19 protein-coding genes are annotated in these 18,768 nt (G+C 70.2%); 18 read left to right on the top strand and 1 reads right to left on the bottom strand.

Annotated features, from left to right (window positions below; genetic code table 11):
* Positions 1-30 precede the first annotated feature (30 nt).
* The 9 genes from thrS to pdxT are packed head-to-tail and all read left to right on the top strand — an operon-like array spanning position 31 to position 9,020.
* Complete coding sequence (gene thrS, locus CKW28_RS13235; RefSeq protein ID WP_003924308.1) at positions 31-2,109, top strand: threonine--tRNA ligase; 2,079 nt, start codon at positions 31-33, stop codon at positions 2,107-2,109.
* A complete protein-coding gene (locus CKW28_RS13230) occupies positions 2,106-2,714 on the top strand; it encodes an ATP adenylyltransferase (RefSeq protein WP_003924309.1) in 609 nt (202 codons plus the stop codon). Before thrS ends, CKW28_RS13230 begins: the two co-directional genes overlap by 4 nt.
* Before the next feature lie 16 nt (positions 2,715-2,730).
* A complete protein-coding gene (pgsA, locus tag CKW28_RS13225; RefSeq protein ID WP_040546208.1) occupies positions 2,731-3,423 on the top strand; it encodes a phosphatidylinositol phosphate synthase in 693 nt (230 codons plus the stop codon).
* Positions 3,420-4,337: a phosphatidylinositol mannoside acyltransferase gene (locus CKW28_RS13220; protein ID WP_003924311.1), complete on the top strand. Its 918-nt coding sequence runs from the start codon at positions 3,420-3,422 to the stop codon at positions 4,335-4,337. Before pgsA ends, CKW28_RS13220 begins: the two co-directional genes overlap by 4 nt.
* Positions 4,338-5,462: a glycosyltransferase family 4 protein gene (locus tag CKW28_RS13215; protein ID WP_003924312.1), complete on the top strand. Its 1,125-nt coding sequence runs from the start codon at positions 4,338-4,340 to the stop codon at positions 5,460-5,462.
* A gap of 28 nt (positions 5,463-5,490) precedes the next feature.
* Entirely contained in the window at positions 5,491-6,543 is a 1,053-nt protein-coding gene (locus CKW28_RS13210) for an NUDIX hydrolase (RefSeq protein ID WP_040546209.1), read from the top strand.
* Positions 6,544-6,603: 60 nt separating this feature from the next.
* Positions 6,604-7,539 (top strand): pyridoxal 5'-phosphate synthase lyase subunit PdxS, encoded by a 936-nt coding sequence (pdxS, locus tag CKW28_RS13205; RefSeq protein WP_050811895.1) that lies wholly within the window; start codon positions 6,604-6,606, stop codon positions 7,537-7,539.
* 9 nt (positions 7,540-7,548) lie between these two features.
* The gene (gene tesB / locus CKW28_RS13200) at positions 7,549-8,424 is read left to right on the top strand and encodes an acyl-CoA thioesterase II (RefSeq protein WP_003924315.1); all 876 of its coding nucleotides are present in this window, start codon (positions 7,549-7,551) and stop codon (positions 8,422-8,424) included.
* A complete protein-coding gene (gene pdxT, locus CKW28_RS13195; protein ID WP_003924316.1) occupies positions 8,421-9,020 on the top strand; it encodes a pyridoxal 5'-phosphate synthase glutaminase subunit PdxT in 600 nt (199 codons plus the stop codon). The genes tesB and pdxT overlap by 4 nt, the downstream gene beginning before the upstream one ends.
* Before the next feature lie 55 nt (positions 9,021-9,075).
* Here the strand turns inward: pdxT and CKW28_RS13190 are convergent, their stop codons facing one another.
* On the bottom strand, positions 9,076-10,287 hold the full coding sequence (locus CKW28_RS13190; RefSeq protein WP_003924317.1) for an acyl-CoA dehydrogenase family protein: 1,212 nt from the start codon (positions 10,285-10,287) through the stop codon (positions 9,076-9,078).
* A gap of 205 nt (positions 10,288-10,492) precedes the next feature.
* On the opposite strand from CKW28_RS13190, the gene CKW28_RS13185 reads away from it, so the two are divergent.
* The 9 genes from CKW28_RS13185 (at position 10,493) to secF (ending at position 18,758) form a co-directional block, all read left to right on the top strand.
* Entirely contained in the window at positions 10,493-11,248 is a 756-nt protein-coding gene (locus CKW28_RS13185; RefSeq protein WP_003924318.1) for a YebC/PmpR family DNA-binding transcriptional regulator, read from the top strand.
* 119 nt (positions 11,249-11,367) lie between these two features.
* A complete protein-coding gene (gene ruvC, locus CKW28_RS13180; protein ID WP_040546199.1) occupies positions 11,368-11,946 on the top strand; it encodes a crossover junction endodeoxyribonuclease RuvC in 579 nt (192 codons plus the stop codon).
* Positions 11,943-12,536 carry a Holliday junction branch migration protein RuvA gene (gene ruvA, locus CKW28_RS13175; protein WP_003924320.1) on the top strand — a complete coding sequence of 198 codons (594 nt, stop codon included), beginning with the start codon at positions 11,943-11,945 and terminating at the stop codon, positions 12,534-12,536. Before ruvC ends, ruvA begins: the two co-directional genes overlap by 4 nt.
* The gene (ruvB, locus tag CKW28_RS13170) at positions 12,533-13,609 is read left to right on the top strand and encodes a Holliday junction branch migration DNA helicase RuvB (RefSeq protein ID WP_003924321.1); all 1,077 of its coding nucleotides are present in this window, start codon (positions 12,533-12,535) and stop codon (positions 13,607-13,609) included. Before ruvA ends, ruvB begins: the two co-directional genes overlap by 4 nt.
* 93 nt (positions 13,610-13,702) lie before the next feature.
* Positions 13,703-14,167, top strand: a complete 465-nt coding sequence (locus tag CKW28_RS13165) for a hypothetical protein (RefSeq protein WP_003924322.1) — start codon at positions 13,703-13,705, stop codon at positions 14,165-14,167.
* A 61-nt stretch (positions 14,168-14,228) separates the two neighbouring features.
* On the top strand, positions 14,229-14,990 hold the full coding sequence (locus CKW28_RS13160) for a hypothetical protein (RefSeq protein WP_095176450.1): 762 nt from the start codon (positions 14,229-14,231) through the stop codon (positions 14,988-14,990).
* Positions 14,991-15,203: 213 nt separating this feature from the next.
* On the top strand, positions 15,204-15,530 hold the full coding sequence (yajC, locus tag CKW28_RS13155) for a preprotein translocase subunit YajC (protein ID WP_040546200.1): 327 nt from the start codon (positions 15,204-15,206) through the stop codon (positions 15,528-15,530).
* Between the two features lie 69 nt (positions 15,531-15,599).
* A complete protein-coding gene (secD, locus tag CKW28_RS13150) occupies positions 15,600-17,465 on the top strand; it encodes a protein translocase subunit SecD (protein ID WP_003924325.1) in 1,866 nt (621 codons plus the stop codon).
* Positions 17,466-17,471: 6 nt separating this feature from the next.
* Positions 17,472-18,758, top strand: coding sequence for a protein translocase subunit SecF (gene secF, locus CKW28_RS13145; RefSeq protein ID WP_003924326.1), 1,287 nt, complete (start codon positions 17,472-17,474; stop codon positions 18,756-18,758).
* Positions 18,759-18,768: the final 10 nt, after the last annotated feature.

Raw genomic sequence — 18,768 nt, 5'->3', positions numbered from 1 at the left:
GACCACCTTCGACGTGATGGAGAGAGCCCGATGAGTGCCGTCGCAACCGCCGCCCCCGCAGCCCCGATCCGGGTCGCCGCGGGGACCACTGCCGGCGAGGCGGTCCGGGCTGCGGGGCTGCCCGGCCGGGGCGCCCCCGACGCCGTCGTCGTGGTCCGCGATCCCTCCGGAAAACTGCGTGACCTCAGCTGGACGCCCGACACCGACGTCGAGGTGATCCCGGTGCCCGCCAACAGCGAGGAGGGCCGCAGCGTTATCCGGCACTCCGCAGCCCACGTGCTCGCCCAGGCGGTGCAGGAGATGTTTCCCGAGGCCAAGCTGGGCATCGGCCCGCCCATCACCGACGGCTTCTACTACGACTTCGACGTCGACCGCGCCTTCACGCCCGAGGACCTCGAGGCGCTGGAGAAGCGGATGCGCAAGATCATCAAGGAGGGCCAGCTGTTCGCCCGCCGCGTCTACGCCTCCGAGGACGAGGCCCGGCGGGACCTGGCCGACGAGCCGTACAAACTCGAACTCGTCGACGACAAGTCCGGCGACCCGGAGGTGATGGAGGTCGGCGGGGACGAGCTGACCGCCTACGACAACCTCAACCCGCGCACCCGGGAGCGGGTGTGGAGCGATCTGTGCCGTGGCCCGCACATCCCCACCACCCGCTACATCCCGGCGTTCAAGCTGACCCGGACGTCGGCCGCCTACTGGCGCGGTGATCAGAACAACGCCAGCATGCAGCGGATCTACGGCACCGCCTGGGAGTCCCAGGAGGCGCTGGACCGCTACCTGGAGCTGCTCGAGGAAGCCCAGCGGCGCGACCACCGCAAGCTCGGGGTCGAGCTCGACCTGTTCAGCTTCCCCGACGAACTGGGCTCGGGCCTACCGGTCTTCCATCCCAGGGGCGGTGTGGTGCGCCGTGAGCTCGAGGACTACTCGCGGCGCAAGCACCTGGAGGCGGGCTACGAGTTCGTCAACACCCCGCACATCACCAAGGAACAGCTGTACGTCACCTCCGGCCATCTGGAGTGGTACGCCGACGGCATGTTCCCGCCCATGCACATCGATGCCGAATACAACGAGGACGGCACGGTGCGCAAACCGGGGCAGAACTACTACCTCAAGCCGATGAACTGCCCCATGCACCACCTGATCTACCGGTCGCGGGGGCGGTCGTACCGCGAACTGCCGTTGCGGCTCTTCGAGTTCGGGTCGGTGTACCGCTACGAGAAATCCGGGGTGGTGCACGGGTTGACCCGGGTGCGCGGGATGACCCAGGACGACGCGCACATCTACTGCACCCACGAGCAGATGCGCGACGAGCTGGCGTCGCTGCTGAGGTTCGTGCTGGACCTGTTGGCCGACTACGGGCTCGACGACTACTACCTGGAGCTGTCCACCAGGGATCCGGAGAAGTTCGTCGGCTCCGAGGAGCTGTGGGAGCAGGCCACCGAGACGCTGCGCGAGGTGGCCGAGGGGTCGGGGCTGGAGCTGGTGCCCGACCCGGGCGGGGCGGCGTTCTACGGCCCGAAGATCTCCGTGCAGGTCAAGGATGCGCTGGGCCGCAACTGGCAGATGTCGACCATCCAGCTGGACTTCAACATGCCCGAGCGGTTCGAGCTGGAGTACACCGCCGCCGACGGCAGCCGGCAGCGTCCGGTGCTGATCCACCGCGCGCTGTTCGGTTCGATCGAGCGGTTCTTCGGGGTGCTCACCGAGCACTACGCGGGCGCGTTCCCGGCCTGGCTGGCGCCCGTGCAGGTGGTCGGCATCCCGGTCGCCGACGACCACATCGGTTATCTGGAAGACGTTGCCGCCCAACTGCGCTCCCACGGTGTGCGGGTGGAGGTGGACACCAGCGACGACCGGATGGCCAAGAAGATCGTCAACCACACCAACCAGAAGGTGCCGTTCATGCTGTTGGCGGGGGACCGCGACATCGAGAACGGCGCGGTGAGCTTCCGGTTCGGGGACCGCAGCCAGCTCAACGGCGTCCCGCGCGACGCGGCCGTCGAGGCGATCGTGGCGTGGATCGCGCGGCGGGAGAACTCCACTCCGACAGCCGAACTGGTGAAGGCGGACGTGGAGCCGGGCGCGAAGGCGGGCGAGGTGTCGTGACGGCCGGACACAACAATGAGGGCCGGGACCGCGAGCTGGGCGACGAGAGGACGATCGTCGACCAGGGTCCGGGCGAGCCCGACCATCTGCAGCGGTTGTGGACGCCGCACCGGATGAGCTACATCGCCGAGGCGCCCAAGCGGCGGGACGGCAGCGGATCGGCCAGATCCGAGCAGCCGTTCACCGACATCCCCGCCATGACCGACGAGGACGGCCTGGTGGTGGCGCGCGGCGAACTGGTGTACGCGGTGCTCAACCTCTACCCGTACAACCCCGGGCATCTGATGGTGGTGCCGTACCGCCGGGTGGCCGAACTGGAGAACCTGACCGTCGAGGAGACCGCCGAGCTGATGGCGTTCACCCAGAAGGCGATCCGCGTCATCAAGGCGGTGTCCCGGCCGCACGGGTTCAACGTCGGGCTGAACCTCGGTGCGTCGGCCGGTGGTTCGCTCGCCGACCATCTGCACCTGCACGTCGTGCCGCGGTGGAGCGGGGACGCCAACTTCATCACGATCATCGGCGGTTCCAAGGTGGTTCCGCAGCTTCTCCGCGAGACCCGTCGCCTGTTGGCCGCCGAGTGGGCCAGACAGTCCGAGCAACAGTGACGACGGGGGGCGAACGCTGAGCAACTTCTATCTGATGACCCGGGCGGCCTACACCAGGTTGTCCCGGCCGGCGGCCCGGGCCGCGCTGCGGATCGGGTTCACCCCGGACAGCATCACGATCCTGGGCACCGCGGGCACCGTGCTGGGCGCCTTGACGCTGTACCCGATGGGGCAGCTGTTCTGGGGTTCGGCGGTGGTGGCGTTCTTCGTGCTGGCCGACATGCTCGACGGGGCGATGGCCCGGGAGAGCGGCGGCGGGCGGCGGTTCGGCGCGGTGCTCGACGCCACCTGCGACCGGATCGCCGACGGGGCGGTGTTCTGCGGTCTGCTGTGGTGGGCGGTGTTCGGCCTCGACGACGCGCCGCTGGCGGTCGCCATCCTGATCTGCCTGGTGACCTCGCAGGTCATCTCCTACATCAAGGCCCGCGCGGAGGCGAGCGGCCTGCGCGGCGACGGCGGCATCATCGAACGCCCGGAGCGGCTGGTGATCGTCACGCTCGGTGCGGGGTTGAGCGATCTGCCGGTGGTGCCGCTGCCGTGGGCGCTGCCGGTCGCGTTGTGGGTGCTGGCGGTGGCCAGTGTGATCACCGTGCTGCAGCGGCTGCACACCGTGCGGCGCTCACCCGGCGCGACGGACCCGCTGGAACCCGCGGGCGGCGCCGACGGGTCCGACGGGCCCGGGGACCGGTCCGAACCGGGGGAGTCGTGAGCGACGGCGCCGACAGTCCGCTGACCGGTCGCCTCAGCGACTGGAGTTACGCGGCGGGCTGGCGGCTGGTGCGGGCGCTGCCCGAATCGGTGGCCCGCGGCGCGTTCGAGGCCGGTGCCCGCTGGGCGGCCCGCGACGGCGGTCCCGACCAGCTGCGCCGCAATCTGGCCCGGGTGCTCGGGGTGGCCCCGGAGCAGGTGCCCGACGACCTGATACGGGCGTCGCTGTCCTCCTACGCCAGGTACTGGCGGGAGGCGTTCCGGCTGCCCACCATGGACCACCGGGCGCTGGGCCGGCAGTTGACGGTCAACGACATCGACTACCTGTGGGCGGCGCTGGACGCCGGGCGCGGGGCGGTGATCGCGTTGCCGCACAGCGGCAACTGGGATATGGCCGGGGTGTGGTTGGTGCAGAACCACGGCCCGTTCACCACGGTGGCCGAGCGGCTGCGGCCCGAGTCGCTGGCGAACCGGTTCATCGCCTACCGGGAGAGCCTGGGATTCGAGGTGCTGCCGCACACCGGGGGCGACCGGCCGCCGTTCGAGGTGCTGTGCGAGCGGCTGCGCGCCAACCGGGTGGTGTGCCTGATGGCCGACCGTGACCTCACCCGGTCCGGGGTGCAGGTGGACTTCTTCGGTGAGCTGACCCGGATGCCGGCCGGGCCGGCCAGGTTGGCGCTGGAGACCGGCGCCGTGCTGCTGCCCGCTCACCTGTGGTTCGAGCCGGACGGCTGGGGCATGCAGGTCTACCCGCCGATCGACGTGTCCTCCGGGGACGTCGGCGTGATCACCCAGGCGCTGGCCGATGTGTTTGCCGCCAACATCGCCGCACACCCCGCCGACTGGCATATGCTGCAGCCGCAGTGGCTGGCGGATTTGCCGGAGCAGCGTCGGAGGAAGTTGGAGGCGAGCTGAGTGCGCATCGGGATGGTGTGCCCCTACTCGTTCGACGTGCCCGGCGGGGTGCAGGCCCATGTGCTTCAGCTGGCGGAGGTGATGCGGGCCCGCGGCCACGAGGTGAGCGTGCTGGCGCCGTTCTCGCCGCAGGTGCGGTTGCCCGACTACGTGGTCTCCGGCGGCAGGGCGGTGCCGATTCCCTACAACGGATCGGTGGCGCGGCTGCGGTTCGGTCCGGCCACCCACCGCAAGGTCAAGAAGTGGCTGGCCGAGGGACAGTTCGACGTCCTGCATCTGCATGAGCCCAACGCGCCGAGCCTGTCGATGCTGGCGTTGCAGGCCGCCGAGGGTCCGATCGTGGCGACCTTCCACACGTCGACGACGAAGTCGTTGACGCTCAGCGTCTTCCAGGGAATCCTGCGGCCCTACCACGAGAAGATCGTGGGCCGGATCGCGGTGTCGGATCTGGCCCGGCGCTGGCAGATGGAGGCGCTCGGCTCGGATGCGGTGGAGATCCCCAACGGGGTCGACGTGGCGTCGTTCGCCGAGGCGCCGCTGCTGGACGGATACCCACGGCCGGGCCGCACGGTGCTGTTCCTCGGCCGCTACGACGAGCCGCGCAAGGGGATGGCGGTGCTGCTCGGCGCCCTGCCCGCGCTGGTCGGACGGTATCCGGAGATCGAGATCCTCATCGTCGGCCGCGGTGACGAGCAGGAGCTGCGCGGAAAGGCCGGCCGCTACGCCCGGCATCTGCGGTTCCTCGGTCAGGTCGACGACGCCACCAAGGCGTCGGCGATGCGCAGCGCCGACGTGTACTGCGCACCCCACATCGGGGGTGAGAGTTTCGGCATCGTGCTGGTGGAGGCGATGGCCGCCGGCACCGCGGTGGTGGCCAGCGAGCTGGACGCATTCCGCCGGGTGCTGCTCGACGGGCAGGCCGGCCGCCTGGTGCCGGTCGACGACCCGGCCGCGCTGGCGCAGGGTCTGCTGGAGGTGCTCGGCGACGACGCGCTGCGGCAGCGCTACATCGAGGTGGCCGCGGAGGCGGTCCGGCGCTACGACTGGTCGGTGGTGGCCGGTCAGATCATGCGGGTGTACGAGACCGTCGCGAGCGCCGGCGCCAAGGTGAGGGTCGCCACGTGATCGCCCGCGCCCCGACGGTGGTGTGCCGGTGATCACCTGGGTGATTTTCGCCACCCTGGCGGTGCTGGTCGTGGTGCTGGCGGTCGCGGGGGTGTGGGCGTATCAGACCGCCAACCGGCTGGACCGGCTGCACGTGCGCTACGACCTGTCCTGGCAGGCCCTGGACGCGGCGCTGGCCCGGCGCGCGGTGGTGGCCCGCGCCGTCGCGATCGAGGCCTACGGGGCGGGTCCACAGGCCCGCCGGCTGACCGCCCTGGCCGACGCCGCCGAGCGGGCGCCGCGGTCGCTGCGGGAGAACGCCGAGAACGAACTGTCCGCCGAGTTGGCGCTGGTGGATCCGGTGTCGCTGCCGGTGGGGCTGGTGGCCGAGTTGGCCGACGCCGAGGCACGGGTGGTGCTGGCCCGCCGGTTCCACAACGACGCGGTGCGCGACACCCTGGCGCTGCGTGAGCGGACGTTGGTCCGCCTGCTGCGGCTGGGCGGAAGGGCTCCGCTGCCAACCTATTTCGAGATCGTCGAACGGGCCGGGGTGGGCATCGCGCGGGACGCCACTGCGGTGACCCGGCGGTCCTCGGCACGGGTCATCCTGCTCGACGAGCACGGTGCGGTGCTGCTGTTCTGCGGGTCCGACCCGGCCCGCGACGGTGACGAACCGCCCCGGCGGTGGTGGTTCACCGTGGGCGGCGCGGTCCAGCAGGAGGAGTCGTTGGCCGAGGCCGCGGCGCGTGAGCTGGCCGAGGAGACCGGGCTGCGCGTCGATCCCGGCGATCTGATCGGCCCGGTGTGGCGGCGCGATGCGCTGCTGGACTTCAACGGCGCGGTGGTGCGCAGCGAGGAGACGTTCTTCATCTACCGCACCCGCCGGTTCGAACCGTCGTCGTCGGGGCGAAGCGGTCTGGAGCGGCAGTACATCCACGGGCACCGCTGGTGTGATGCGGCGACGATCACCGAGCTGGCCGCCCGCGGGGAGACCGTCTATCCGCTGCAGTTGGGCGAGTTGCTGGCCCGGGCCAACGAATTGGCCGATCACCCCGCGGCGTTCGGCGCCACACGGGCCGCGGAGCCCGAATCGATCCGCTGACTGCGGGAATATCCGATTTGGCGGCACCCTTAGACTGGCGGGAGCACCTAAGTGGAGGAGATGACAGTGGAGACCCGCGATAAGGCCGTCGGCCCGAACGGTTCGGCCGACGGTGCGCAGACCGGTACGGCCCGTGTGAAGCGCGGCATGGCCGAGATGCTCAAGGGCGGGGTCATCATGGACGTCGTCACCCCCGAGCAGGCCCGCATTGCCGAGGGCGCCGGAGCGGTGGCGGTGATGGCGCTGGAGCGGGTACCTGCGGATATCCGCGCCCAGGGTGGTGTGGCCCGGATGAGTGACCCCGACCTGATCGAGGGCATCATCAACGCGGTCACCATCCCGGTGATGGCCAAGGTCCGCATCGGCCACTTCGTGGAGGCGCAGATCCTGCAGAGCCTCGGCGTCGACTACATCGACGAGTCCGAGGTGCTCACCCCGGCCGACTACACCCACCACATCGACAAGTGGAAGTTCACCGTGCCGTTCGTGTGCGGCGCCACCAACCTCGGTGAGGCCCTGCGGCGCATCGCCGAGGGTGCGGCGATGATCCGGTCCAAGGGTGAGGCCGGCACCGGCGACGTGTCCAACGCCACCACCCACATGCGGCAGATCCGCGCCGAGATCCGTCGGCTGTCGGCGCTGCCCGAAGACGAGTTGTACGTTGCGGCAAAGGAATTGCAGGCGCCCTACGAACTGGTCGCCGAGGTCGCGCGGACCGGCAAGCTGCCGGTGACGTTGTTCACCGCGGGCGGTATCGCCACCCCGGCCGATGCGGCGATGATGATGCAGCTGGGCGCCGAGGGTGTGTTCGTCGGCTCGGGGATCTTCAAATCCGGCAATCCGGAGCAGCGGGCCGCCGCGATCGTGAAGGCGACGACGTTCTACGACGATCCGGACGTGCTGGCGAAGGTGTCGCGCAATCTGGGCGAACCGATGGTCGGCATCAACGTCGCCGACGTGCCGGTTCCGCATCGGCTCGCCGAACGCGGCTGGTAAGCGCCGCCTATGGCGATCGAGGAGATCCTCGATCTCGAGCAGCTCGAGGTCAACATCTACCGCGGGAAGGTGTTCAGCCCGGAGTCCGGCTTCCTGCAACGCACGTTCGGCGGTCACGTCGCCGGCCAGTCGCTGGTGTCGGCGGTGCGCACCGTCGACCCGAAGTTCCAGGTGCACTCGCTGCACGGCTATTTCCTGCTCCCCGGGGACGCCCGGGCGCCGACGGTGTACTTCGTGGAGCGGCTGCGGGACGGGGGATCGTTCTGCACCCGCCGGGTCAGCGCGATCCAGCACGGCGAGGTGATCTTCTCGATGTCGGCGTCGTTCCAGACCGACCAGAGCGGGATCGAGCACCAGGACGCGATGCCCGAGGCGCCGCCCCCGGACGATCTGCCCGGTTTCCGGTCCGCCCGGGCGTTCGACGACGCCGGCTTCGCCCAGTTCGACGAATGGGATGTGCGGGTGGTGCCGCGCGACAAGTTGAAGCGCGTCGCCGGCAAGGCGTCCCAACAGCAGGTGTGGTTCCGGCACCGGGACCCGCTGCCGGACGACCCGGTGCTGCACATCTGCGCGCTGGCCTACATGAGCGACCTGACCCTGCTGGGGTCGGCACAGGTCAACCACGTCGCGGAGCGGCCCCACCTGCAGGTGGCGTCGCTGGATCACGCGATGTGGTTCATGCGGCCGTTCCGCGCCGACGAGTGGCTGCTCTACGACCAGTCCTCGCCGTCGGCCTGCGGCGGCCGGGCGCTGACCCAGGGCCAGATCTTCAACCAGTACGGGGAGATGGTGGCCGCGGTGATGCAGGAGGGGCTCACCCGCTACCCGCGCAACTTCACCAGGACCCAGCAGATCCAGACCGAGCAGACGCAGACCCGGCCGTGAGCGCCCGGGTGACCATCGGCGTCCTGGCGCTGCAGGGGGACACCCGCGAGCACCTCGCGGCGCTGGACGCCGCCGGCGCCGAGGCCGTCACCGTGCGGCGGCGCAGCGACCTCGACGCGGTGGACGCGCTGGTCATCCCCGGCGGGGAGTCCACCACGATGAGCCACCTGCTGCGCGAGTTCGAACTGCTCGACCCGCTGCGGGCGCGGTTGGCCGCCGGGATGCCGGCCTACGGATCGTGCGCCGGCATGATCCTGCTGGCCAGTGAGATCCTCGACGCCGGCGCCGAGGGGCGGGCCGCCGTCCCGCTGGGCGGCATCGACATGACGGTGCGGCGCAACGCGTTCGGCCGGCAGGTCGACTCGTTCGAGGGGGACATCGAGTTCGAGGGCCTCGACGCCCCGGTGCACGCGGTGTTCATCCGGGCGCCGTGGGTGGAGCGGGTCGGACCGGGTGTGCAGGTGCTGGCACGCGCCGCCGGCCACATCGTCGCGGTGCGGCAGGGCGCGGTGCTGGCCACCGCGTTCCACCCGGAGATCACCGGTGACCGCCGCGTCCACGAACTCTTTGTCGACACGGTGATCTCGGCACGGTGATCTCGGCGCGCTGACGGGTGCGTCGGTCCGGTCGCGCGCCGAAACCGCCGGCGTCTCAGCGGATGGGGAGCCCGGTGAGCGCGCGGGCGATCACCAGCCGCTGGATCTCGCTGGTGCCCTCGAAGATCGTGAAGATCTTGGCGTCGCGGTGCATCCGTTCGACCGGGTAGTCGCGGGTGTAGCCGTTGCCGCCGAGGATCTGGATCGCCTCGTCGGTGACGTAGGTCGCGGTCTCGCTGGCGACCAGTTTGGCCATCGAACCCTCGGCGTTGTCGAACGACTTGCCGTTGCGGGCCATCCATCCGGCCCGCCACACCAGCAGCCGCGCGGCGTCGATGCGCGACTTCATGTCGGCCAGCTTGAACGCGATCGCCTGGAACTCGGCGATCTTGCGGCCGAACTGTTCGCGCTGCAGGGCGTACTCGAGCGCGTACTCGTAGGCGGCGCGGGCCACCCCGACCGCCATGGCGCCGACCGTCGGGCGGGTGCGCTCGAAGGTGGCCATCGCGGCCTGGCTCTTGGAGCTCTTGCCCTCACGCACCCGGGCGATGCGTTCCTCGAACTTCTCCCGCCCGCCGACGATCAACCGGCCCGGCAGCCGGACGTCCTCGAGCACCACCTCGGCGGTGTGCGAGGCCCGGATGCCGTGTTTCTTGAACTTCTGGCCCTGGCTGAAGCCCTTGGTGCCCGGCGGGATGATGAACGCCGCCTGGCCGCGGGCGCCCAGCTCCGGATACACCGACGCCATCACGATGTGCACCTCGGCGATGCCGCCGTTGGTGGCCCAGGTCTTGGTGCCGTTGAGCACCCACTCGTCGGTGGCCTTGTCATAGCGGGCGCGGGTGCGGATCGCGCCGACATCGGAGCCCGCGCCCGGCTCCGAGGCGCAGAACGCCGCGACCTTGGGGTCGTCGACGGTGCCGAACATCTGCGGCAGGTACTCGGCCTGCTGCTCGAGGGTGCCGCCGCCGGCGAGTGCGGCCGCGGCCAGCCCGGTGCCCAGGATCGACAGCCCGATGCCGGCGTCGCCCCAGAACATCTCCTCGAAGGTGATCGGCATGCCCAGCCCGGTCGGCTCGGCGGCCTGTTCGGCGAAGTACTCCATCGAGTAGATGCCGACCTTGGCGGCCTCCTGGATGATCGGCCACGGCGTCTCCTCCCGCTCGTCCCATTCGGCGGCGGCGGGGCGGATGACATCGCGGGCGAACTCGTGCACCCAGTTCTGGATGTGGACGAGGTCGGGCGGTAGTTCAAGCGAGAACGACATGGAGTCGCGGTCCTTTCACACGTGATGATCCGCGCTGCTGTACGGTCAACCACGATCTTACTGCGGAGTAAGTTCGAGAGGAAAGCGCTGTGGTGCAGCTAACAGACCGACGTCGCCCCGCGGCGGCGAAAAGCCGGGTGTGCGGCGATGCCCGTAAACTCGTCGGGCGCAGACTTCAGTACGACCGCGGAAGTGGGTAGACAGCATGGCCGGCCATTCCAAGTGGGCCACTACCAAGCACAAGAAGGCGATCATCGATGCCCGCCGCGGCAAGATGTTCGCCAAACTGATCAAGAACATCGAGGTCGCCGCCCGGGTGGGCGGTGGCGACCCGGCGGGCAACCCGACCCTGTACGACGCCATCCAGAAGGCCAAGAAGGCGTCGGTCCCCAACGACAACATCGAGCGTGCGCGTAAGCGCGGCGCCGGCGAGGAGGCCGGCGGCGCCGACTGGCAGACCGTGACCTATGAGGGCTACGGCCCCAACGGGGTGGCGGTGCTGATCGAATGCCTCACCGACAACCGCAACCGGGCCGCCAGCGAGGTCCGGGTGGCGATGACCCGCAATGGCGGCAACATGGCCGATCCGGGTTCGGTGGCCTACCTGTTCAACCGCAAGGGTGTGGTCATCCTGGAGAAGAACGACCTCACCGAGGACGATGTGCTCACCGCGGTCCTGGACGCCGGCGCCGAGGACGTCAACGATCTGGGGGACCGGTTCGAGGTCGTCTGCGAACCGGGCGATCTGGTGGCCGTGCGCACCGCACTGCAGGACGCCGGCATCGACTACGACTCTGCGGAACTCAGTTTCATACCGTCGGTGACGGTTCCGCTGGACGCCGACGGCGCCCGCAAGGTGATGAAGCTCGTCGAGGCGCTCGAGGACAGCGACGACGTGCAGGAGGTCTACACCAACGCCGACATCCCCGACGAGGTGCTCGCCGAACTCGACGAGGAGTGACGGCCACCTCGCGCGTCGGCCTGCGGGCTGACCCGCTGCCCGCCCCGGGGCGTGTCTGGTTGGGGACTGTCCACAACACCGGCTAGGCTCTCGAACAGCTGTTCTAGGGAAGGGTCGATGTGCGGGTGATGGGAGTCGATCCCGGGTTGACGCGGTGCGGGTTGTCGGTCATCGAGGGAGGCCGGGGGCGGCAGGTCACCGCGCTGGACGTCGACGTCGTGCGTACCCCGACCGGGGAGCCGTTGCCCAAGCGGTTGCTGATGATCAGCGACGCCGTCGAGTACTGGATGGACACCCACCGGCCGGACGTCATCGCCATCGAGCGGGTGTTCTCGCAGCAGAATGTGTCGACGGTGATGGGTACCGCGCAGGCCGGCGGGGTGATCGCCCTGGCCGCCGCCAGACGTGACATCGATGTGCACTTCCACACTCCCAGCGAGGTCAAGGCGGCGGTCACCGGCAACGGTCGCGCGGACAAGGCGCAGGTCACCGCGATGGTGACGAAAATCCTTGAGCTACAGACAAAACCGACACCGGCTGATGCCGCGGACGCGTTGGCGTTGGCGATCTGCCACTGCTGGCGGGCGCCGATGCTCGCGCGGATGGCCAAGGCCGAGGCCCTGGCCGCCCAACAGCAACGCATGTTCCGCGCCCGCCTGAAGGCGGCGCCGCAGCGGACGTCGCGGGGTGCCCGGTGATCGCCTCGGTGCGCGGTGAGGTGCTCGAGATCGCGCTGGACCACGCGGTGATCGAGGCCGCCGGGGTGGGGTACAAGGTGATGGCGACCCCCGCGACCCTGTCGACGCTGCGGCGGGGCGGCGAGGCACGGTTGATCACCGCGATGATCGTGCGCGAGGACTCGATGACGTTGTACGGCTTCCCCGACACCGACGCGCGCGATCTGTTCCTCACCCTGATCGGGGTGACCGGGGTGGGGCCGAAGACCGGACTGGCCACCCTGGCGGTGTACGACCCGCCGACCCTGCGGCAGGTGCTCGCCGACGGGGACGTCAAGGCCCTGACCCGGGTGCCCGGCATCGGGAAACGCGGCGCCGAACGCATGGTGCTCGAACTGCGGGACAAGGTCGGCCCGGTGGCGGGCGCCGCCGCGGGCGCCGCGGCGGCAGGCGGCCACGCGGTGCGCGGACCGGTGGTCGAGGCCCTGGTGGGGTTGGGGTTCTCCGCCAAACAGGCGGAGGAGGCCACCGACAAGGTGCTCGCCGATGATCCGGACGCGAGCACGTCCACCGCGTTACGGTCGGCGCTGTCCATGCTGGGGAGGAAATGAGCCGATTCGACGCACACGCCGCCGAGCAGGGCGAGCCCGAACGTGAGGTGTCGCCGGCGCTCACCGTCGGGGAGGGCGATATCGACGCCGGCCTGCGTCCTCGCTCGCTCGACGAGTTCATCGGGCAGCCGCGGGTGCGGGAACAGCTGCAACTGGTCATCGAGGGGGCGAAGAACCGGGGCGGCACCCCCGATCACATCCTGCTGTCCGGGCCGCCCGGCCTGGGCAAGACGTCGCTGGCGATGATCATCGCCGCCGAGCTCGGCTCCTCGCTGCGGGTGACCTCGGGTCCGGCGCTGGAGCGGGCCGGCGACCTGGCGGCGATGCTGTCCAATCTCGTCGAGCACGATGTGCTGTTCATCGACGAGATCCACCGCATCGCCCGGCCGGCCGAGGAGATGCTCTATCTGGCGATGGAGGACTTCCGGGTCGACGTGGTGGTGGGCAAGGGTCCGGGCGCGACGTCGATTCCGCTGGAGGTCGCGCCGTTCACGCTGGTCGGCGCCACCACCCGGTCCGGCGCCCTGACCGGACCGCTGCGTGACCGGTTCGGTTTCACCGCGCACATGGACTTCTACGAACCCGCCGAACTCGAACAGGTGCTGGCCCGCTCCGCAGGCATCCTCGGCATCGAGCTGGGCGCCGAGGCCGCCGCCGAGATCGCCCGGCGGTCGCGCGGCACGCCGCGGATCGCCAACCGGCTGCTGCGCCGGGTCCGCGACTACGCCGAGGTCCGCGCCGACGGGGTGATCACCCGGGACGTCGCCAAGGCCGCGCTGGAGGTGTACGACGTCGACGAGCTCGGGCTGGACCGGCTGGACCGGGCGGTGCTGACCGCGCTCACCCGCAGCTTCGGCGGCGGCCCGGTCGGGGTGTCGACGCTGGCGGTGGCGGTCGGGGAGGAGGCCACCACGGTGGAGGAGGTGTGCGAACCGTTCCTGGTGCGGGCCGGGATGATCGCGCGCACCCCGCGCGGCCGGGTCGCCACCGCGCAGGCGTGGACCCATCTGGGGCTCAGCCCGCCGGCTGGGGTGACCGCATTCGGTCAGCCCGCACTGTTCGAGGAACCCTGACCGCCGGTCCCTGAATCAAGGGAGGACGCCATCGCCGGGGACAACACCACAGACACCGGCCCGGACAGGGCCGGAAACAGTGCCGGGGGACCCGTGGGGGCGAGCGCCCCGATCCGGCTCGGGGGACTGTGCGCCCTGCTGTCGGCCGCCGCACTGCTCGGGGACCGGCCGTTGCTCCAGCTGCTCTCCGGCCTGGTCTTCCTCGGGGTGTTGGTGGCGGTTCTGCGCGCCACCGAGGGGCTCGGCGCGGCCGCTCACATCGCGTTCGCCGGCGGGCTCGTCCACTTCGCCGTCGCGGCGACCGGCCTCGACACCGACCGTGCGGCGCAGGCCGCTCAGATCGGGGCCGCGCTGCTGATCTTCGCGACCTCCGTGGTGGTCTGGCGTACCAACGTGTTCCCGAGATGGTCGGCGCTCGGCGCGGTGTTGGGGATCCTGCCGCTGGCGCACGGCTGGGCGCCGACCGCCGCCGCGTGGTCCACCCTCGGGTGGCTGGTGTTCATCGGAGTGCTGATGCTGGCCGCACCGCCGGTGGTACGGGTCAGACCGGCCGGCTGATCGGTCCTTCGTTAGAGGAGCTGCCGACGGGGTACCCGACAGCTCAGCGAAGGAGGCCATCATGACCGACACCGACACCGTGCGTCCCCGCGGCGGCAGGATGCACATGCGCCGCAGCCGCGGGGCCGTCACCGGATTGCTGCTGCTACTGCTGGGCCTGTGGGGTGCGCTGATCCCGTTCGTGGGTCCGTATGTCGACTTCGCGTTCACCCCGGACGAGCCGTGGACGTGGACCGTCGGGCGGGGCTGGCTGCAGGTGCTGCCCGGCGCCGTCGTCGCACTGGGCGGGCTGATGCTGATGGTCTCCCGCAGCCGGGCCACCGCGATGCTGGGGGGCTGGCTCGCCGTGGCCGGCGGCACCTGGTTCGTGGTGGGCCGCGCCTTCGCCGGGCTGCTCGGCCTGGGCGACGCCGGAGCGCCGGTGGCGAGCAATGAGACCGAACGGCTGTGGCTGGAGATGACGCACTTCTACGGGCTGGGCGCGCTGATCATCCTGCTGGGCGGGATGGCGGTCGGCCGGGTCTCCATCCGCAGCGTGCGGGACATCGAATACGCCACCACACCGGCGACCACGGCCACGGCCGCCGGCTCCGCCACGCCGGCGGCTGCCCCCGTCACCACGCCTGCCCCGGCCGACACGACAGTGCCTGCCGAGACGACGGGGCCTGCCGAGACGACGGGGCCTGCCGAGACGACGGGGCCCGGGACCGGTCCCACCGCCACAACCGCTCGGGCCGCGGCGTCCGACGAGCCGGTGGCCGCTGCCCCGAAGCGTCGCCGGTGGACGAATCCGTTCAGCCGCCGGCACACCACCGCCCACTGACCACGGGGTCTGGGCCCCGCGGAGTTCCCGGTCGTCAGTCGTCCTTCCACGTCTCGAGGGGTGACGACCGGGAATTCCGCTGTTCGGGGTCCGTGATGGCGTACCGTGCAGTCGGCCCCGCAGTGCCGCAATGGCACACTGGTCACTTACGAGGATTCGTGTGCCCGGTCGGGCGCTCGTGACCACAAGACCGACACGAAAGACAAACGCTTCATGGACTTGGTCGTCTTTTTACCCCTGCTCATCGTGCTGGGCGCTTTCATGTTCTTCGCGTCGCGGCGCCAGAAGAAGGCCATGCAGGCCATGATCGACCTGCACGAATCCCTTCGGGTCGGAGATCAGGTGCACACCACCGCGGGTCTGAAGGGCACCATCCGGGCCATCGATGATGACTACGTGGACCTGGAGATCGCCCCCGGCGTCGTCACCACCTGGATGAAGCTGGCCGTGCGGGACCGCATCGAGCCACAGACCGCGGACACCGACGACGTCACCGACGTCAGCACCTCCGACTCGACCGGTCAGGACCGGCTGTCCTGAGGGTGACGCTCAGCTCGACCACGTACCCTTTGCTGTGCTGACGAACTGATCTCGAGGAGACACAAGCACGTGGCATCGCCTTCGGCGCCGGTGTACCCTGCCCGCTACCTCACGTTGTTCCTGGTGATACTCATCGGCACCTACCTGCTGGTGTTCTTCACCGGAGATCGCGAGCCCGAACCGAAACTGGGCATCGACCTGCAGGGCGGCACCCGCGTGACCCTGACCGCCCGAACCCCCGACGGCTCCGCACCGACCCGCGAGGCGCTCGAGCAGGCGCAGCAGATCATCGGCGCCCGCGTCGACGGGCTGGGGGTGTCCGGTTCGGAGGTCGTGATCGACGGGGACAACCTCGTCATCACCGTGCCGGGTACCGACGGGAGCGGGGCGCGCAGCCTCGGCCAGACCGCACGGCTCTACATCCGCCCGGTCATCCACGCGATTCCCGCGCAGCCGCGGTCCGAGGAGGGCCCGGAGGAGTCAGAGGGCCCCGAAGGGTCAGAGGAGGCGCCGCCCGCTGACGAGGGCGCACCCGCCATCCCCGGGCTCCCGGGCCTGCCGGGCGCGGGCGAACAGCCAGCCAACCCGCTGCTGCCCACCCCGGGTGAGGCCCCGGCCCCCGGCGAGGCGCCGGCCCAGCCGGGTGAGGCGCCCACCCCGGCGCCCGGCCCGCAGCCGCGGCCCTATCCGGAGCAGCCGGCCCCGACTCCCGAGCCCGATCCGGGCACACCGCCCCCGGCCGAGCCGGCGCCGGGCACACCGCCCCCGGCCGAACCCGCACCGGAGCCCGAACCGGAACCGGCGCCGGGCACCCGGGAGGCGATCGCCAAACGCATCGCCGCGGAGAAGGAGCTGCGGCAGAACACCAATCCGCAGATTCAGCTGCTGGCACTGCAGTTCCAGGCCACCCGGTGCGGCGAGGAGGATGTGCTCGCCGGCAACGACGACCCGGAACTGCCGCTGATCACCTGCTCCACCGACGGTCAGACGGTCTATCTGTTGAACAAGTCGATCATCAGCGGTGAGCAGATCGAGAACGCGTCATCGGGCCGCGATCCGCAGCGCGGCGGCGAGTATGTGGTGGACCTGCAGTTCAAGGGGGACGCCACCGACATCTGGGCCGACTTCACCGCCGCCAACGTCGGCACCCAGACCGCGTTCGTGCTGGACTCCAAGGTGGTCAGCGCCCCGCAGATCCAGGAGCCGATCCCGGGCGGGCGCACCCAGATCACCGGACGGTTCAACGCCGAGACAGCCAAGGAACTGGCGAACGTCCTCAAGTACGGTTCGCTGCCGTTGTCGTTCGAGGCGTCCGAGGCCGAGACCGTCTCGCCCACCCTCGGGCTGAACTCGCTGCGGGCCGGGCTGATCGCCGGTGCGGTGGGCCTGGCCGCGGTGTTGCTGTACTCGCTGCTGTACTACCGGCTGCTGGGCGTGCTCACCGCGTTGTCGCTGGTCGCCGCCGGGGCGCTGGTCTACGCGGTGCTGGTGCTGCTCGGCAGATACATCAACTACACCCTGGACCTGGCCGGTGTCGCCGGTCTGATCATCGGTATCGGCACCACCGCCGACTCGTTCGTGGTGTTCTTCGAACGCATCAAGGACGAGATCCGGGAAGGCCGTTCGTTCCGGTCGGCGGTGCCCCGAGGCTGGGCGCGTGCCCGCAAGACCATCCTGTCGGGCAACGCCGTCACCTTCCTGGCCGCCGCGGTGCTGTACTTCCTGGCGATCGGCCAGGTGAAGGGTTTCGCGTTCACACTGGGGTTGACGACCATCTTCGACGTCATGGTGGTGTTCCTGGTGACCTGGCCGCTGGTCTATCTGGCGTCCAAGTCGCCGACGCTGGCCAAACCGTCGCTCAACGGTCTGGGCGCGGTCCAGCAGATCGCGCGGGAACGCCGCGCCGCACGCGCCACCACGGGACAGGGAATCTGAGAAGGCATGGCCGCTGAACATTCCGACACCACCACCGAGTCCACCGCCGTCGAGGCGCCCGCGCTGGACACCGCCGCGCCCAAACAGCACGGCTTCTTCGTCCGGCTCTACACCGGCACCGGCGCCTTCGAGGTCGTCGGAAAACGCCGGCTGTGGTTCATCGTCAGCGGGCTGATCCTGGCGGTCGCGGTGGCCAGCATCGTGCTGCGCGGCTTCACCCTCGGCATCGACTTCGAGGGCGGCACCACGGTGTCGATGCCGGCGACCGGGGCCGACGGACCGGTGGCGGTGGAGGAGGTCGAGTCGATCTTCACCGACGTCATCGGCACCCCACCGGAGTCGGTGGTGGTCGTCGGGTCGGGCAGCACCGCCACCGTGCAGATCCGGTCCGAGACGCTGACCAACGACGAGACCGAGGATCTGCGCACCGCGCTGTTCGACCGGTTCCAGCCGGCCACCCCCGACGGGACCCCGAGCCGGGCGGCGATCAGCGACTCGGCGGTGTCGGAGACCTGGGGCGACCAGATCACCAAGAAGGCGATCATCGCGCTGGTGGTGTTCGTGGTGCTCGCCGCGATCTACATCACCGCCCGCTATGAGCGCTACATGGCGCTGTCGGCGCTGGCTGCGATGTTCTTCGACATCATCGTGACGGCCGGCATCTATTCGCTGGTCGGCTGGGAGGTCACCCCGGCGATGGTGATCGGCCTGATGACCATCCTGGGTTTCTCGATCTACGACACGGTGATCGTGTTCGACAAGGTCGAGGAGAACACCCACGGCTTCGAACACACCACCCGGCGCACCTACGCCGAACAGGCCAACCTGGCGGTCAACCAGACCTTCATGAGGTCCATCAACACCAGCCTGATCTCGGTGCTGCCGATCGTGGCGCTGATGATCATCGCGGTGTGGATGCTCGGGGTCGGCACCCTCAAGGACCTGGCCCTGGTCCAGCTGGTCGGCGTCATCGTGGGCACCTACTCGTCGATCTACTTCGCCACCCCGCTGCTGGTGTCGCTGCGGGAACGGTTCGACGACAAGGTCCGCAAGCACACCCGCCGGGTGCTGAACCGCCGCGAGCGGCTGACGTCCCCGGCCGCCGACGCCGGCGGGGAGCCGGACACCGGCGCGGACGAGGGTGCGGGGCCGGCGCGGACCGGCACCGAGGCCGCCGCGACGACGGTCAGTGTGCCCGCCGCGGACAAGCCGGCGCCGGGCGCCCGACCGGTGCGGCCGACCTCGAGCCGCACCGGACGACCGGCAGGTAAGCGCAAGACCCGGCGGCAGTAGCCCGATGGTT

The organism is Mycolicibacterium thermoresistibile (genome assembly GCF_900187065.1).
GTDB classification, from domain to species: domain Bacteria; phylum Actinomycetota; class Actinomycetes; order Mycobacteriales; family Mycobacteriaceae; genus Mycobacterium; species Mycobacterium thermoresistibile.
The sequence above is the reverse complement of the archived record's forward strand: the minus strand, read 5'-3'. Positions and strand labels throughout refer to the sequence as shown.

Coding starts and splice junctions, on each gene's coding strand:
- CKW28_RS13190 (WP_003924317.1), bottom strand. CDS start 10,287: ATGTCGTTCTCGCTTGAACTACCGCCCGACCTCGTCCACATCCAGAAC.
- thrS (WP_003924308.1), top strand. CDS start 31: ATGAGTGCCGTCGCAACCGCCGCCCCCGCAGCCCCGATCCGGGTCGCC.
- ruvB (WP_003924321.1), top strand. CDS start 12,533: ATGAGCCGATTCGACGCACACGCCGCCGAGCAGGGCGAGCCCGAACGT.
- pdxS (WP_050811895.1), top strand. CDS start 6,604: ATGACAGTGGAGACCCGCGATAAGGCCGTCGGCCCGAACGGTTCGGCC.
- secF (WP_003924326.1), top strand. CDS start 17,472: ATGGCCGCTGAACATTCCGACACCACCACCGAGTCCACCGCCGTCGAG.
- tesB (WP_003924315.1), top strand. CDS start 7,549: ATGGCGATCGAGGAGATCCTCGATCTCGAGCAGCTCGAGGTCAACATC.
- CKW28_RS13160 (WP_095176450.1), top strand. CDS start 14,229: ATGACCGACACCGACACCGTGCGTCCCCGCGGCGGCAGGATGCACATG.
- yajC (WP_040546200.1), top strand. CDS start 15,204: ATGGACTTGGTCGTCTTTTTACCCCTGCTCATCGTGCTGGGCGCTTTC.
- CKW28_RS13185 (WP_003924318.1), top strand. CDS start 10,493: ATGGCCGGCCATTCCAAGTGGGCCACTACCAAGCACAAGAAGGCGATC.